Annotated in this window: 15 protein-coding genes; 3 read left to right on the plus strand and 12 right to left on the minus strand. The window is 38.1% G+C overall.

From position 1 onward, the window contains the following. Position 1: 1 nt before the first annotated feature. Together BC6307_RS19575 and BC6307_RS19580 are read right to left on the minus strand one after the other, a co-directional pair. The gene (locus BC6307_RS19575) at positions 2-1,120 is read right to left on the minus strand and encodes a DUF4097 family beta strand repeat-containing protein (protein ID WP_066421711.1); all 1,119 of its coding nucleotides are present in this window, start codon (positions 1,118-1,120) and stop codon (positions 2-4) included. A 17-nt stretch (positions 1,121-1,137) separates the two neighbouring features. After that, positions 1,138-1,434: a magnetosome magnetite crystal formation protein family gene (locus BC6307_RS19580; protein ID WP_066421714.1), complete on the minus strand. Its 297-nt coding sequence runs from the start codon at positions 1,432-1,434 to the stop codon at positions 1,138-1,140. A gap of 193 nt (positions 1,435-1,627) precedes the next feature. Here BC6307_RS19580 and BC6307_RS19585 point away from each other — a divergent pair, with 193 nt between their 5' ends. Beyond that, positions 1,628-2,032, plus strand: a complete 405-nt coding sequence (locus BC6307_RS19585; RefSeq protein ID WP_066421719.1) for a hypothetical protein — start codon at positions 1,628-1,630, stop codon at positions 2,030-2,032. Between the two features lie 517 nt (positions 2,033-2,549). Here BC6307_RS19585 and BC6307_RS19590 read toward each other — a convergent pair. The 3 genes from BC6307_RS19590 to uvrB form a co-directional block, all read right to left on the minus strand. Continuing rightward, positions 2,550-3,842 carry a globin-coupled sensor protein gene (locus BC6307_RS19590; RefSeq protein ID WP_066421570.1) on the minus strand — a complete coding sequence of 431 codons (1,293 nt, stop codon included), beginning with the start codon at positions 3,840-3,842 and terminating at the stop codon, positions 2,550-2,552. A 177-nt stretch (positions 3,843-4,019) separates the two neighbouring features. Beyond that, positions 4,020-6,884 carry an excinuclease ABC subunit UvrA gene (gene uvrA, locus BC6307_RS19595; protein ID WP_066421572.1) on the minus strand — a complete coding sequence of 955 codons (2,865 nt, stop codon included), beginning with the start codon at positions 6,882-6,884 and terminating at the stop codon, positions 4,020-4,022. A 7-nt stretch (positions 6,885-6,891) separates the two neighbouring features. Further along, on the minus strand, positions 6,892-8,868 hold the full coding sequence (gene uvrB / locus BC6307_RS19600; protein ID WP_066421574.1) for an excinuclease ABC subunit UvrB: 1,977 nt from the start codon (positions 8,866-8,868) through the stop codon (positions 6,892-6,894). Positions 8,869-9,058: 190 nt separating this feature from the next. Here uvrB and BC6307_RS19605 point away from each other — a divergent pair, with 190 nt between their 5' ends. Further along, the gene (locus tag BC6307_RS19605) at positions 9,059-9,529 is read left to right on the plus strand and encodes a hypothetical protein (RefSeq protein ID WP_066421576.1); all 471 of its coding nucleotides are present in this window, start codon (positions 9,059-9,061) and stop codon (positions 9,527-9,529) included. A 35-nt stretch (positions 9,530-9,564) separates the two neighbouring features. Here BC6307_RS19605 and BC6307_RS19610 read toward each other — a convergent pair whose 3' ends face one another. The 5 genes from BC6307_RS19610 to BC6307_RS19630 all read right to left on the minus strand — a co-directional run bounded on the left by BC6307_RS19610 (position 9,565) and on the right by BC6307_RS19630 (position 13,208). Continuing rightward, entirely contained in the window at positions 9,565-9,786 is a 222-nt protein-coding gene (locus tag BC6307_RS19610; protein WP_066421577.1) for a hypothetical protein, read from the minus strand. Beyond that, positions 9,761-10,288, minus strand: coding sequence for a sigma-70 family RNA polymerase sigma factor (locus BC6307_RS19615; protein ID WP_066421578.1), 528 nt, complete (start codon positions 10,286-10,288; stop codon positions 9,761-9,763). The genes BC6307_RS19610 and BC6307_RS19615 overlap by 26 nt, the downstream gene beginning before the upstream one ends. Positions 10,289-10,850: 562 nt before the next feature. Then, positions 10,851-11,069, minus strand: a complete 219-nt coding sequence (locus BC6307_RS19620; protein WP_084380683.1) for a CsbA family protein — start codon at positions 11,067-11,069, stop codon at positions 10,851-10,853. 69 nt (positions 11,070-11,138) lie between these two features. After that, positions 11,139-11,531 carry a hypothetical protein gene (locus BC6307_RS19625; protein WP_066420399.1) on the minus strand — a complete coding sequence of 131 codons (393 nt, stop codon included), beginning with the start codon at positions 11,529-11,531 and terminating at the stop codon, positions 11,139-11,141. A gap of 105 nt (positions 11,532-11,636) precedes the next feature. After that, positions 11,637-13,208, minus strand: a complete 1,572-nt coding sequence (locus BC6307_RS19630; protein WP_066420398.1) for a peptide chain release factor 3 — start codon at positions 13,206-13,208, stop codon at positions 11,637-11,639. Between the two features lie 476 nt (positions 13,209-13,684). Between BC6307_RS19630 and BC6307_RS19635 the strand changes: the two genes are divergently transcribed. After that, complete coding sequence (locus BC6307_RS19635) at positions 13,685-13,948, plus strand: hypothetical protein (RefSeq protein ID WP_066420397.1); 264 nt, start codon at positions 13,685-13,687, stop codon at positions 13,946-13,948. Here BC6307_RS19635 and BC6307_RS19640 read toward each other — a convergent pair. Together BC6307_RS19640 and BC6307_RS19645 are read right to left on the minus strand one after the other, a co-directional pair. Continuing rightward, a complete protein-coding gene (locus tag BC6307_RS19640) occupies positions 13,899-14,093 on the minus strand; it encodes a hypothetical protein (RefSeq protein ID WP_066420396.1) in 195 nt (64 codons plus the stop codon). The genes BC6307_RS19635 and BC6307_RS19640 overlap by 50 nt on opposite strands. A gap of 152 nt (positions 14,094-14,245) precedes the next feature. Beyond that, positions 14,246-15,913, minus strand: coding sequence for a glycerol-3-phosphate dehydrogenase/oxidase (locus BC6307_RS19645; RefSeq protein WP_066420391.1), 1,668 nt, complete (start codon positions 15,911-15,913; stop codon positions 14,246-14,248). Positions 15,914-15,945 lie beyond the last annotated feature (32 nt).

The following is a 15,945-nucleotide window of genomic DNA, read 5'->3' on the forward strand; positions in this document are numbered from 1 at the left end:
TTTAAATCACCTCAGAAGGTTTAATTAATATCGATCCTGTTTTTGTTTCCGCTAGTATATAAAGAGGAGTTGTTGCCTCTCCTTTATTCGCTTTAAAATGTAATGACTTTTGAACAACATCATTTTTCTCTTCTACGATGTCCATCCCAGGAACTTCACACGTAAAGCTACCTAAATTCGTCTTAAGCTCGCCTTCAATCGCCTGTTTCGTTGGAATGAATAGGTCAATGCTTCCTGTTTTTGTTTTAGCCATTATAGAGCGAGGCGTACTATTCGAAATATCTCCTACAATATTACCATTAAAACTTTGAACGTCTAGCTTTTCTACTTGACCAGTTACTTCTATTAGGCCGTTAATTGTTTCTGCTTCTACTTCTTTCGCATAACAACCACTTAGTTTAATATGACCGTTCGCTGTTTCTACTTCTACTTCATCACTTCGTATACGATCCACTGTAATAGAGCCATTCGCTGATTTTAGCTTGACTGTTTTTACTTGTAGTGCTTCCCCATTAATAGGGCCGTTAAACATGCGCACAGATAACTTGTCGTACTCTGCTTCTGGCACGTAAATGGTCGCATTTACTTTTAGCTGTTTCTTCTGTACCGAAAATCGAAGTTTCCCTGAATCAATCGAAAATAACACTTCTTGTAAAAATGACTTGCGCGCCTCTTCTTGATTGTCAACATGGTACACTTTTGCTTCACATTCGATTTTCACATCGCGTTCATTCCACGGTAACACTTTCACTTGACCGTTTGCGACATCAATATCAATGTCTTGAATGTATGGGCTTGATTGCTGGAATATATGTTGAATCGTTACAGAAGAACCGAAATTAAAGTCTAAGTCAAAGTCTTTAATTTTTTGAAGCGCACTTTCCACAAAATCTAATATATTATTTTTAAACGAAGTGGCTTGTTTCGCAGATGAAGACTGAGAACTTTGGCCAGACTGCTGTTCTTGAATGACTTCTTTCGAAATTGCGGTAACCATCTCTTCTTCGCGTGCCTTTTCTTCTTTTTTATCATTCTCTAAGCTTTCTAGTAATATTAATGCTTCTTCTGCTGTTAATTTTCCCTCTTCGACAAGCTTTAAAATTCTCGAACGTTCTTGCATGTTCTTTTCCCCCTTATTTATGATTCTTTTAATAGTTGAACACCTTTAATAATGTTCCAAATTAGTACGAATACAGATGCTAATCCACCTAAAACGAGGACGAAAAATAGAAATACTACACTATTTAACAGTATGGCAACGATAAACAAAGGTATGACTATGACTGGTAAAATGTGTGAAAAAAGACTAGCTGTTGCATGTTGTTTTACTTCTTTGTCGTCTACGATAAAATATACGATTAATGGTAATAAAAACGGTGCGAAAAAAATGCTAAAATAACATAAGGATGAAATAGCTTTATAATTACGATTCATAAGCGAACCCTCCTCTTGCTGACTTACTATAACTATATATACGAATTTAGATGTGTAAAGTTTCACTTTATCGTTAATACTGCTGCTAACTTATAATTCTATTTTCCCATAAAATGTTCATTTTGTTGTCGGACTCGAGTATTAATTTAAAGGAACATCCTATACGTCTTGAGGCTTAGAAAGGAGAAAAAGGATGATACAATTTATCATGGATCATTTGCTAACGATTATTATTATCTTTGTAGCGTTATTTATTATTATCCCATTCATTAAGAGCTTACTTTCAAAGTTACTTTTAGGAGCGGTTGTTATTGTGGTGCTCGTCTTTTTCGGAGTGATTTCGAGTGAAACGACGGAGAGTGGCGCGAAGTTTGTGGAAGATACGATTCAGCCGATTGTGATGAATGAGCTGCAAAGTGCAAATTTTCATTATGATGATGAAAGTAAAGAGTATACGTTAGAAAGTAGTTCGTTTCATTTGAAAGGGACGTTTGGTCAAAATACGGGTGAAATACGTTTTCGGGAAAAAACGTATCCGATTGATGTTCGTTTTATGGAGCAGTTTATTGAAAATAAAGTAAAAGAAGCACAAAAGTAGATGTGCTTCTTTTTTTAGTTTTTGGATAGACGTTGAAGGTGTTTTCACTCTAACTTTGGAACTGATTTTAAAGTTTGCCCGTTTTCACTTCGCTGCAGGTGTTCGCTTTCCGCGGGGAGATGTCTAGCTCCAGCGCATTGGCCCTATCAAACTTCCCAGTCCGTCCGTACGATAAGTCAACATCGACTCAACTAACGTTTCGTCGTGTTTCCTTTATCTCCTACCGGACTGCTCCAGTTTGTACGGGCCAGACCGATGCGCTTACGCCTTTCGTGGAGTCGAGCCTCCTCGGCTTCGCCTGTGGGGTCTCGACCTTCCCTCTACCTCCCGCTGGAGTCTCACACCTTCCGCTCCGTTCCACTCACAACTCTAAACCTTGAGTACAAACCTTCAAACCGATCAAAACTGAAGCACTCTTTTCATTCCCATTGGCGCTTTCTTCACTTTCCACTCCGCGTTTAATTTTTATTTCCAATGGTCTTTCTTCACATTTTACAAAAAAATGTTTATATGACCATTACGCGTTGCTTACTAGTTTTTCTGCTGATGCGGCGACGTTGGCGGATACTTCTTCGATGTTTTGTAATGTTGTTGTTGTATTGGCTAACTGATTTTTTACTTGGATGTTACTTTCTTTCACTTGATTCATATTTTCTAAAATACTTTCAAAAAATAGTTTCGTCGTAGAAGCGCCTAATGTACCGTTTTTCGTTAAGTATTCTACTTCTTTTAGCATTTTCATAACGGTATTTGTTTTTTCAGACGTTTTTAATAGAAATTCATTTACTTGTTGAACAGATTCTTTCGTTGTTTCGGAAAGTTTGCGGACTTCTGTAGCAACGACAGCGAAGCCTTTTCCATGCTCGCCAGCACGTGCCGCTTCAATGGAAGCATTTAGCGCAAGTAAATTCGTTTGTTCCGCAATACCTTTCACAATATCAGCTATTTCTTGTATTTGTTCGGTATTTTCTTTTAACTCAATCGCTTCTTGCCCCATTTTTTGAACGTCTAAAACGATTTGTTCCATCCCTTTTTCTAACTCTAACAGCTTACCCTGTCCTTCATTCGATTTGTGTACTGTTTCATCTACAATGTTCACAGTAGCGATAGACGTGTTTTCAATATCTTGTAGGGCATGAGTAACTTCTTGAACTGCTGCTGCCGACTCTTCACTTATTGCAGACAAATGCTCTGCTTCTTTCGCTAAGTAACTATAAATCTCTTCTTTTTCATTTTGTTTTGCCTCTACTTGCTTGTTATAAAAATTTTCATAGGAAGCAATAACAATTTGCTGCTCTAAATTTAAACATTTTGATAATGCTTTACTATATGTTTTCCAATCTTGTAAGGAAGGTGTTGCTTCTTCAAATACTTCCATTACATTTTCGTAAATATGATGGAATGTAGCTAAATACCATTGTGGATCAAGGTCAATTCTTACATGAGCCATCGCAATACGATCTAACGTTTTTATGTAACTATCGTCTAAATCCACACCTTTTAATGTTAAAAGTAAGTGCTTATTTAAGCTTTTTCTTAAACGCTCAATAGAACTATGAGTATTGATAATTTTTAATAAATGTTCGTGCGTCGATAAGTTATCGTAAAACTTTGCAACAATACTAGAAATATGTGGTTCGATAATTGGGAAGACAGAGCGTAGCGTCGCAAGGTCCTCAGCAGTTAGCCCTAACAACTCCACTTGTTTTCGAATGTTTGCATCTGTAACAGAAATGCGAATAGAGTCCACAAACTCTTCACTTTTAATAACTGATTCTATTTTATTTTCTCTTTTTGTAAATAACCCCACTAAAAACCCCTCCGGCAAATTAACTGTGTATTTAGTTATTTTAGCACTATTGTCATAGTGATGATATGAAATATTATGTCGGTTTCGAGACATGTTTGGAGGAATTAGGGAAAACGTCCAAATAAAAGACATTAAGAAGGCTCATCTGTCCAAAACAGATGAGCCTTCTATACTAGATTATTTAGCTAATTCCTCGACTCTCTTCTCCATACGAGCACGGTCGCGTTCAAGTACTGGTTTTAAATATCTTCCTGTGTATGATTCCTGTACTTCGGCTACTTGTTCAGGAGTACCTGTGGCGACGATTGTTCCACCTTTGTCTCCGCCTTCTGGGCCTAAGTCGATAATGTAGTCTACCGCTTTGATGACGTCTAAATTATGTTCAATTACTAATACGGTATCTCCATTTTCTACAAGGCGCTGTAGCACGACAAGTAAACGAGAGATGTCATCTACGTGAAGTCCTGTAGTTGGCTCATCTAAAATGTAGAGAGTGCGGCCATTTGAACGACGGTGTAATTCGGAAGCTAGCTTAACACGCTGTGCTTCGCCCCCTGATAATGTTGTAGCAGGTTGGCCTAGTGTAATGTAACCAAGTCCTACATCGTATAGCGTCTGAACTTTTCGTTTAATTTTCGGATGATTTTCGAAAAACTCGACAGCGGCTTCTACTGTCATTTCTAATATATTTGAGATGTTTTTTCCTTTATATTGCACTTCAAGTGTTTCTCGGTTGTATCGTTTTCCATGACAAACTTCACATGGAACGTAAACGTCTGGTAGAAAGTGCATTTCTATTTTAATAATTCCATCCCCGCGACAAGCTTCACATCGTCCGCCCTTTACATTAAAGCTAAAGCGCCCTTTTTTATAGCCACGAACTTTTGCTTCATTTGTAGAGGCAAATAAGTCACGAATGTCGTCGAATACACCTGTATACGTTGCAGGGTTAGAGCGCGGCGTTCTACCAATTGGAGATTGGTCAATGTCTATTACTTTTTCTAATTGCTCCATCCCTTTTATTTGCTTATGTGTACCTGGTTTCGCTTTAGCCTTATGTAGCTGCTGAGCTAACGCTTTTTGGAGTATTTCATTTATTAATGTACTTTTACCAGATCCAGAAACACCCGTTACAGCTACGAAGCAACCTAAAGGAATATCTGCCGATACATTTTTCAAGTTATTTTCGTTCGCCCCAATTATTTGTAACTTTCGATCTTTTACGATTTTCCGCTCAAGTGGTAGTGGAATGAATTTTTTCCCTGATAGGTATTGACCGGTTAAGGAACTCGGATCATTCATCACTTCCTCAGGAGTGCCAGCAGAAATAACTTCCCCACCGTGAACACCTGCTCCTGGTCCGATATCGATTAAGTAATCTGCTGCTACCATCGTATCTTCATCGTGCTCAACGACAATTAACGTGTTTCCGATATCACGCATACTTTGTAGCGTAGAAATAAGCCGGTCGTTATCCCGTTGATGAAGTCCAATCGACGGTTCGTCCAAAATATATAGTACACCTGTTAGTCGCGAACCGATTTGGGTAGCAAGTCGAATACGTTGCGCTTCCCCACCTGATAGTGTACCGGCTGATCGACTTAACGTTAAATAATCGAGACCAACATTATTTAAAAAGCCTAGTCGCTCCACAATTTCTTGTAAAATCATATGGGCAATTTTTGCTTCTTTTTCTGTAAGTTGGATGTTTTCCGTTTGGTGTAATAAATCCTTAACAGAAAGCTTCGTTACTTCACCAATATGTAAGCCATTAATTAGGACAGCTAACGTTTCAGGTTTTAACCGATACCCTTTACAAGAAGGACAAGGATGTTCTGCCATATATTTTTCCATTTGCTCGCGGATGTAATCAGATGATGTTTCTTTGTAACGGCGAGCAACATTGTTTATAACACCTTCAAATACGATGTAATTTTCACGCACTTGCCCGAATTCATTCTTATAACGAAAATAAATCTGTTCCCCGTCACTACCGTAAAGAATTTTATCCATTAAATGCCCTGGAATTTCACTAACTGGAATATCCATATCAATTCCGTAATGATTACAAACACTTTCTAATAGTGTTGGGTAATATTGTGAACTAGTAGGTTCCCAAGGTGCGATGGCGTGTTGCTTTAAGGTTAAATCCTTATTTGGGATGACTAAATCAACATCTACCTCTAATTTGATCCCTAGTCCATCACATTTCGTACAGGCACCGAACGGAGAGTTAAATGAGAACATTCTTGGCTCTAATTCTCCAATCGAAAAGCCGCATTGAGGACAGGAATGTAACTCACTAAAAAGTAGTTCCTCTTCGCCAATAACGTCTACAAGTACTCTTCCTTCTCCAAGCTTCAAGGCAGATTCTAACGAGTCAGATAAACGCGTTTCCACGCCTTCCTTCACAACAACACGGTCTACAACTACTTCGATCGTATGCTTTTTGTTTTTTTCTAATTCAATATCATCTGTAATTTCTTGCATTTCACCGTCAACACGAATACGGACGTAGCCTTGCTTTTTAATATTTTCAAGTACTTTTACATGTTGACCTTTTTTCCCTTGAACAACAGGTGCTAATATTTGAAGTTTCGTACGCTCTGGATATTCGAGAATGCGGTCCACCATTTGTTCAATCGTTTGGGATGAAATTTCAATTCCATGCTTTGGACATGTTGGTCTACCAACTCTAGCGTATAAAAGACGTAAATAATCGTATATTTCTGTAACCGTTCCGACAGTCGAGCGCGGGTTGCGGCTTGTCGTCTTTTGGTCAATAGAAATCGCAGGTGATAGCCCTTCAATCGAATCAACATCCGGTTTATCCATTTGTCCTAAAAACTGACGAGCATAGGCAGATAAAGACTCAACATAACGACGCTGACCTTCTGCGTAAATCGTGTCAAAGGCTAAGGAAGATTTCCCAGAACCCGATAAACCTGTTATAACGACAAGTTTATCGCGCGGAATTGTTACATCTATGTTTTTTAAATTGTGGGCACGAGCCCCTTTTACTACTATATTGTCAATTGCCATCCTTCTATCATCCTTCTGCTTTTAGTTCTAATAGTAAGTCACGAAGCTCGGCTGCCCTTTCGAAGTCGAGATCTTTTGCCGCTTCTTTCATTTCTCGCTCTAGGCTTTCGATTAGTTCTTCGCGCTCTTTCTTCGTCTTTGGTAATGTTAACACCGAATCGTAATTCTCGGTTTCCTCTGCAGCAATCGTTGCACGAATAACATCGCGAATATCTTTTTGGATGGTCTTTGGTGTAATACCGTGTTTTTCGTTGTATTGTTGCTGAACTTCACGACGGCGTTTCGTTTCATCTATCGCAATTTTCATCGAGTTCGTTATTTTATCTGCATACATAATAACGTGACCACTTGCATTCCTTGCAGCACGTCCCATCGTCTGAATGAGAGATCGTTCTGAACGTAAGAAACCTTCCTTGTCGGCATCTAAAATAGCTACTAACGATACTTCTGGAATATCTAGTCCTTCTCTCAAAAGGTTAATTCCGACAAGAACGTCGTATTTACCCATGCGGAGTTCACGTATTATTTCAATTCGTTCTAACGTTTTTATTTCTGAATGTAAGTAAGCAACCTTTATACCTATGTCTTTTAAATACGCTGTTAAGTCTTCGGACATTTTTTTCGTTAATGTTGTAATAAGAACACGTTCGTTTTTCTCAATACGTTTATGTAATTCACCTAGTAGATCATCGATTTGACCATGAATTGGTCGCACCTCGACAGTCGGATCTAACAAGCCAGTCGGACGAATAATTTGCTCAACCATTTCCGGTGTATGCTCTAATTCATACGGTCCTGGTGTTGCTGATACGAAAACAGCTTGACTCACCTTTTCTTCAAATTCTTCAAAACGAAGAGGACGGTTATCTTTCGCCGATGGTAAACGGAAGCCGTGGTCGACTAACACTTGTTTACGTGCTTGGTCGCCATTAAACATGCCACGAATTTGCGGTAATGTTACGTGCGACTCATCAATTACTAATAAGAAGTCTTCTGGAAAGAAGTCGATTAATGTATATGGTGTAGAGCCAGAAGGACGTAACGTTAAATGACGTGAATAGTTTTCAATCCCTGAACAAAATCCCATTTCTCGCATCATTTCTAAGTCATAACGAGTACGCTGTTCTAATCGTTGTGCTTCTAGTAGCTTGTTATTTTCACGTAATTCCGCAAGACGCTCTTCTAACTCCGCTTCAATATTCACAATCGCTTTTCGCATCTTTTCTTCACGAGTAACGAAGTGGGAAGCCGGAAAGATTGAAATATGATTGCGGTCTCCTAGTATTTCGCCTGTTAAAGAATCGACTTCTCGGATGCGATCAATTTCGTCACCGAAAAACTCAATACGTACACAATGCTCATCACGAGATGCTGGGAAAATTTCCACTACATCTCCTCTCACCCGGAATGTACCACGGCGAAAGTCTATGTCATTACGATCGTATTGAATGTCGACTAAGTTTCGAAGTAATTCGTTTCTCTCTTTTTCCATTCCTACTCGTAGAGAAACGACTAAGTCGCGATATTCTTCTGGAGAACCTAAACCGTAAATACAAGAAACACTCGCAATGATGATAACATCGTTTCGCTCAAAGAGGGATGCCGTCGCTGAGTGGCGTAGTTTATCAATTTCGTCATTAATGCTTGCGTCTTTTTCAATAAATGTATCTGTGGAAGGCACGTACGCTTCTGGCTGATAGTAATCATAGTAGCTGACGAAATATTCGACTGCATTGTTTGGGAAAAACTCTTTAAATTCGCTATATAACTGACCAGCTAACGTTTTATTATGTGCGATAATTAACGTTGGCTTGTTTACTTCTTTAATAACGTTAGAAATGGTAAAAGTTTTACCTGTCCCAGTAGCTCCTAGTAATGTTTGATGCTTTTTACCATTATTAATTCCATCGACTAGTTCTTGAATTGCTCCTGGCTGGTCCCCCTGCGGTTGATACTTTGATACTAATTCAAACTCGTTTTGCACACATAAGCCTCCAATCCGTTCTTAAAATCTATATTATATCTTACCACAAAAGGTATAAAAAAACACAAAAAAGCGAACAAATATTCTATTTTTCTATTCGACATTTACTTTTCAATATGTAGGTCATTGATAGTAAGAGTTGCTGTTCTTATTTTGGATAAGTAAAATGGTGTGGAAAGGTGGGATGAAGGTGAAAATTTGGAAAGTATCGATCCTTTTCTTTTTAATGGTCGCTTGCTCTAACAATAGTATTCCAATAAAAGTGCTAGATTTGGACTATTTAGACGAAAGGGCGCTACATAATAGAGACGAAGAATTTTTATATAGTGAAATAGATGGTCTATATGTGCATGATTATATTAAACAAAATAAAGAAAAATCAGTACGCTGGACAGCTACTGTTCATCGAATACAAGATGAAAGAACGATAGAGCTGAAGGAGCCTTACTTACCTTCTATTCTCGTTACGTTTGAGAGAGCTATTGAAGAAGATATTCAAATTGGTGATGTAGTGACAATCCATGGAGTACTCATCGGTTACGGAGAAACGTTCGGTGCTGATCCGATATGGGTTGTCCGACCTGCAGAGCTTGTAGAGACAACCGAAGAGGAAGTACAGCAATTAGTAGAATATCAGGAAAAAGCTGCTGAAGTAGAGTGAAATATTGTAAATGTAGGCAGGAACAATCACTCCGCCTACATGCCAGTTGTACGAAAACCAAATATAATAACCAATAACAGTCCGAAGAAGATTAAAACTAATAGAAGCCTTGGACGCTTCCATAATCGTTTCCTTCGCTTTGCCTTATCAATACGCTCTAACACTCTCGATTGGTCAATAGCAGAAAACAACGAATGGCTGGAAATGTATTCGTCCATATTCCGCTTAAATTTATCCTTGTCTAAAGGTTCTTTCATCTACGGTTCCTCCCTCTTCAAACATTTTGCGTAGCCTTTCTCTTCCTCGAACTAGTCTTGTTTTTACTGTATTTGCACTAATATGAAGCACGGTCGCTACTTCATCTACACTTAAATCTCGATAGTAATATAAAATAATAATTTCTCGGTATTTAATAGGCAATTGAAAAACAAATGCAGCTACTTCATCATTTCTCTCTTTTAAAAGCACTTTTGATTCCACATCTTCCGACTGTACCGGCTGCAGTAATTGCAACACTCTATATTTAAAACTTCGCAAATAATCTTTACTTCGATTAATCGCAATTCGATAGATCCATGTTTTTAACTCACTCTCTCCTCTAAAAGAATCGAGGTGAAAATATACTTTTACAAACACTTCTTGAAACAGGTCGTCTACTACATCGAAGTCCTTCACATACGTATAAATTAACCGTTTAACCTCTTCCCCGTACATCTCTAAGGCCTCTTCAATGACTCGCCTTTTCTCTTCCTCCAACAAGGGATTTCCCCCTTCCCCATCCAACTATGCCCATTAGACGGTAGTACAAGTTTTCTAGTTTCAATTATGAAGGTTTTTTTCGAAATAATACATGTTTCGATGAAATCAACTAACCGATTCACCGTGAAGAATAAATATCGGTGGTTAAGTTTAGAGTTGCAATGTTTGACCATTCAAAGTTTAAAACCGTGAGTGTAACGGAGAGGAAGGTGCGAGACTCCAGCGGGAGGTAGAGGGAAGGTCGAGACCCCACAGGCGAAGCCGAGGAGGCTCGAATCCACGAAAGGCGTAAGCGCATCGGTCTGGCCCGTACAAACTGGAGCAGTCCGGTAGGAGATAAAGGAAACGCTTTGGGAAACGTTAGTTGAGTCGATGTTGACTTATCGTACGGACGGACTGGGAAGTTTGATAGGGCCAATGCGCTGGAGCTAGACATCTCCCCGCGGAAAGCGAGCACCTGTAGCGCAGTGGAACGAACAAACTTTAACCAACTTTCCTATTTTTAAGGTGCCCTCTAAAATATTCACGAAAAAAAGAGCATGCAACCAAACGTTACATCCTCTCACTTTAAATTTCTGATTACCCTTCTCCCATACAAAAACCCGACAAGTAAGGACATCATATCAATCGCAATAATGTACCACTCATCTGTATAACCTTTATAATATGAAGCAATAAGGAGCGCTAAGGCTAAACCAGTGCCTACATATAGGTTGTACGTTACCCTCGTAAACAAAACAACTAATAATGCTGGCAAAAAGAGCGCAACAATTATTTTAATAGCTAACAATTCGAAAACCTCTTTCTATTCACTCGTACGTATATTATAACAGGTTTCCGATTATTTTCCTTACGCAAATGATAGTTCTAGCGAAGTTTCTACCACTCTACTTAAATTTTTATTTTTATTAGCTAGTTGTAAAGTATTAACGAATTGGAAAAGATCATCTTCTTCTTTCATGTTTTGAGTTTCATACATTACCATATACGTAAACTGTCCTTCTTTACTGTTCGGAATCCATTTATCAATTTTCGCCTTTAACGTGTACGGTTTATTTTTCACTGTAAATTGAAACTGTAAAAGAGTATCTGTTCCTTCTGGGAAATTAATGTTACTAATAATAATCATCCCTTGCATCGACAGCTTGTATAAAAAAATGGAGCACTTACCTGTTTCTATTTCCCGCCCATTCAATTGTAAAACTGTCATATGACCAGTTACATATTTACTGAGTTCCTTCATGATATTCACTTCTTTCAGCGTTCTTTTCCTTTATATCGACAGAATGCGCACTTTTTCAATATAAAAATAGAAAAAGGCTCTAAAACTACAGAGCCTTTTTTCACCTTATTCTTCATCTTGAGCCATAATATCAATAAGTTTGATTTTAGGGTTTTTATCTTGGAACCAGCGTAATGAGAAGTCGTTGTCGAATAGTGCAACATAATCGCCATTACGGTCTTTTACTAACATGTTACGGGAATCAAACAAGTTCGTATCGACTTTTTGATCTTCTAACCAACGAGGGATTTTCGATCCAATCATTTGGTATACAACTTCGACGTTGTATTCCCCTTTCATACGGTATTCAAATACATCTAACTGTAGCTGACCAACCGCACCTAAGATGTAATCGTCTGTTCCGTATTGACGGTATAATTGGATGGCACCTTCTTGAACGAGCTGCGTAATACCTTTCCCAAATTGCTTCCCTTTCATGACGTTTTTCGCTGTTACTTTTACGAAAAGCTCTGGAGCAAACGTTGGGATTTCATCAAACTCGACTTGTTGGTTTCCACTATATAAAGAGTCACCAATTTGATACACTCCTGGATCGTAAATACCGATAATATCACCTGGATAAGCGTGCTCTACTGTTTCACGGTCAGATGCTAAAAACTGTTGAGACTGCGTTAACTTAATCGCTTTATCAGTGCGACTAACTTTTACCGTCATTCCTCTTTCAAACACTCCGGAACAAACGCGTAGGAATGCTAGACGATCACGGTGAGCCGGATTCATGTTCGCTTGTATTTTGAAAATAAAGCCAGAAAACTGTTCAGATTGCGGCTTCACACTTTCCGCCACTGTTTGACGCGGTTGTGGCTCATTTGCAAGGTCGATAAACGTTCGGAAAAACATTTCTACACCGAAGTTCGCAATCGCACTTCCGAAAAAGACTGGTGTTTGAAGTCCATTCTTCACTTTTTCAATGGAAAAATCGTTTCCTGCCTCTTCTAACAGTTCAAAGTCATCTTTCGCTTGAACAAACGTTGGATGTTCTGAAATTTCTTTCACATCATCTAGCTCAGAAAAAGGAATATGTTGCTCTTCTTCTTTTCCTTGCCAACGAATGAACACTTCATTGTAACGGTCATACACTCCTAAGAAGCGTTTCCCCATACCAACTGGCCAGTTCATCGCGTAAGACTCAATTCCTAACACTTCTTCAATTTCTTCTAACAGCTCTAACGGCTCTTTTCCTTCACGGTCTAACTTATTGATGAACGTAAAGATTGGAATACCACGCATACGACAAACTTTGAAAAGCTTAATCGTTTGTGGCTCCACACCTTTTGTACAGTCGATAATCATTACTGCACTATCTACTGCTGTTAACGTACGATACGTATCTTCACTGAAGTCTTCGTGTCCTGGAGTATCCAGAATATTAATATGACGGTCCATATATTCAAAACTCATAACACTGGAAGTTACCGAGATTCCACGTTTCTTCTCAATTTCCATCCAGTCAGACGTAGCAAATTTACCTGATTTTTTACCTTTTACGGTACCCGCTGAACGAATAACGTTACCAAAAACTAATAATTTTTCTGTTAACGTTGTTTTTCCAGCATCCGGGTGAGAGATAATCGCAAACGTCCTACGACGATCTATTTCATTAGTTAAGTTGTTCACAAATTCAACCTGCCTCTTCTCATTTTTAGGAATAGAAATATTATAGCAGATATCATTTGTCCGAAGAAATAAAGTTTTTTCCTTTTTACGACTTGTGTATAATTAACAGCTATTTTGCGGACTTCTTTCCATATTATTCTGAATATTATCCACATTTCTTACCTAAATATGTTTAATGTACAAACTATTGTGTATAACTAGCAAAAATATTGTGAATATAAAATATTTTTCTCAACTACTAATCCACAGACCCTCCATTTTCGCCCTTATTTACTAACAATTGTGCATTTCTTTTGTGTTTTTGTGTATAAACACTTCGGTAATAGTGAATTAAACCTTTACAGTTGCCGGTATTTATCCACATTTATAGTAATTGTGTATAACTATTTATTTAATATTGATCATACACAGTTTTATAAACAAGTTGATCGAAAATGTGTATAATAGAAGAAACAGAGAGGAAAGGATGATACAGTATGGCAAAAAGTAAAGCAAAGAAATATCGTGAAAAGCTAGAACGAGAAGGAAAGCGTAATCCTGAAAACGGTCGTGGAGTGTATGCACTAGCGAACTTAACGACGAAGAAAACAAAAACAAAGCAAGAAAAACTTCAGCAATTATACAAAAAAGAACGACAATCCCGTTATCTAGATGATAGAGGTGAAAAGTCGTTCTTTTATTTTTGTATTTTTAAACAAACCATACGAGATATATTCCAAGAGCCGCAAATGATAAAATAATAACAACTGTATAAATTAACGATAAATTAATGCTATTTCTTTTTGCAGCACCACGATAGTTTTCATCACTCTTTCCACCTAACATCAATGTCGCAATTGCAGATCCCACTCCGATAAGCAATGCTACCACAATGGCAATTTCCATTTTTCCGAAAACCTCCTTAACCATTTGCAATGAATACCTTTACATCTAGATTATCATAATTACCATAAATATGTTATCTACAATTACAACATAAATATGGCAGAAATATCTTAAATGAAAGAAAAGATTACCTTTTCAAAAAAAGCAAACTTTTAATATTCCTTTTCTGTTAAAGGGTTAGTAGTCTCATAAATTAGCTGTTCCAACTCTTGTTTATACTCTTTGTACTGCTCATCTGTCCATCGGAACACTTTTTTCATAAATATTGTAACAGAATTCTTATGCTCAAGTACCCAACGAATATTAAAGAAGATTGCCCCAGTACGTCTAATGAAGAAGTCACTCGGTGTAAATGCCAGCTCATAATCGATACTATATTTTAAGCAAGCATAAACAACTGGATCAAGTCCTTCCTCTTTAGCCTTTTCTTTCTCTTTTTTGTATATGTTAAAAACTATATCTACATTAGATCCGTAGCGGTAAATTAGTTGTTCTGCAATTTCTTCGCTAAAACCAATATTCTTTACTTCCATCCGCTTTAGAGTAATAAATTTTTTAAATCCTTCCGAACCACCTACATCCCCACCGGAGATTGGTAAGGACTTCGTACTAGCATTCGGAAATCTAATTCCTTCTTCTTTATGAATTTGCCTAGCAACTACATCTACTATTTGTTCGGCCATTTTCCGATACCCGGTTAATTTACCTCCTGCAATGGAAATAAAATTAGATTCCGAGATAAATATTTCATCCCGCCGAGAAATTTCAGATGGAGATTTTCCATCTTCATGAATTAACGGTCTAAGCCCAGCCCAGCTTGATTCAACATCATTAGCTGATATTTTTACGTCAGGAAACATAAAGTCAATCGCTGTTAAAACATAATCACGGTCTTCAACTGTAACTTTCGGATGAGCAATGTCCCCTTTATATACTGTGTCTGTCGTACCTACGTAAGTTTTTCCGTCTCTCGGAACAGCAAAGATCATCCGCCCATCCTTTGTATCAAAATAAATAGCCTGCTTGAGCGGAAACCTTTTTCCATCAAACACTAAATGAATTCCTTTCGTTAATTGCAACGTTTTCCCTTTTTTTGACTTATCCATTTCTCTTAACGTATCGACCCATGGACCTGCCGCGTTCACCGTTTTTTTCGCACGTATTTCTACTATAGACCCATCTATTAAGTCTTCCGCTTTCACACCAACTACTTTATTATTTTCGTAAACTAATGCAACAACCTGCATATAATTAAGAGCTTGTGCTCCCATTTCAACAGCCTTTTTCATCACTTCAAGCGTTAAACGGGCATCATCGGTTTTATATTCCACATACAAACCCGACCCCTTCAAACCAGTCCGTTTTAATAGGGGTTCTCGTGCTATTGCAACTTCAGGCTTTAACATTTTTCTTCGTTCACTTTTTTTAACACCAGCTAAAAAATCATACACTTTCAATCCGATACTCGTCGTGAGAGGGCCAAACGTTCCTCCTTTGTAGAACGGTAACATCATCCATTCCGGTGTTGTGACATGTGGGCCATTTTCATACACAATCGCACGCTCTTTCCCAACTTCTGCAACAACTCCGATTTCGAATTGTTTTAAATACCGTAATCCACCATGGACAAGTTTTGTTGATCGGCTCGATGTGCCCGCAGCGAAGTCTTGCATTTCCACAACGGCAACCTTCATTCCCCTCGTAGCTGCATCTAAAGCAATGCCAGCACCAGTAATTCCACCACCAATAACTAGTAGATCTAACGGTTCACTTTGCATTTTTTTCTTTATTTCTACTCTATTTACATTAGAAAATTGCATCATAATCGTTCCTTTCATAATAGCAATATATT

Source organism: Sutcliffiella cohnii, assembly GCF_002250055.1.
Taxonomy (GTDB): Bacteria; Bacillota; Bacilli; order Bacillales; family Bacillaceae_I; genus Sutcliffiella; species Sutcliffiella cohnii.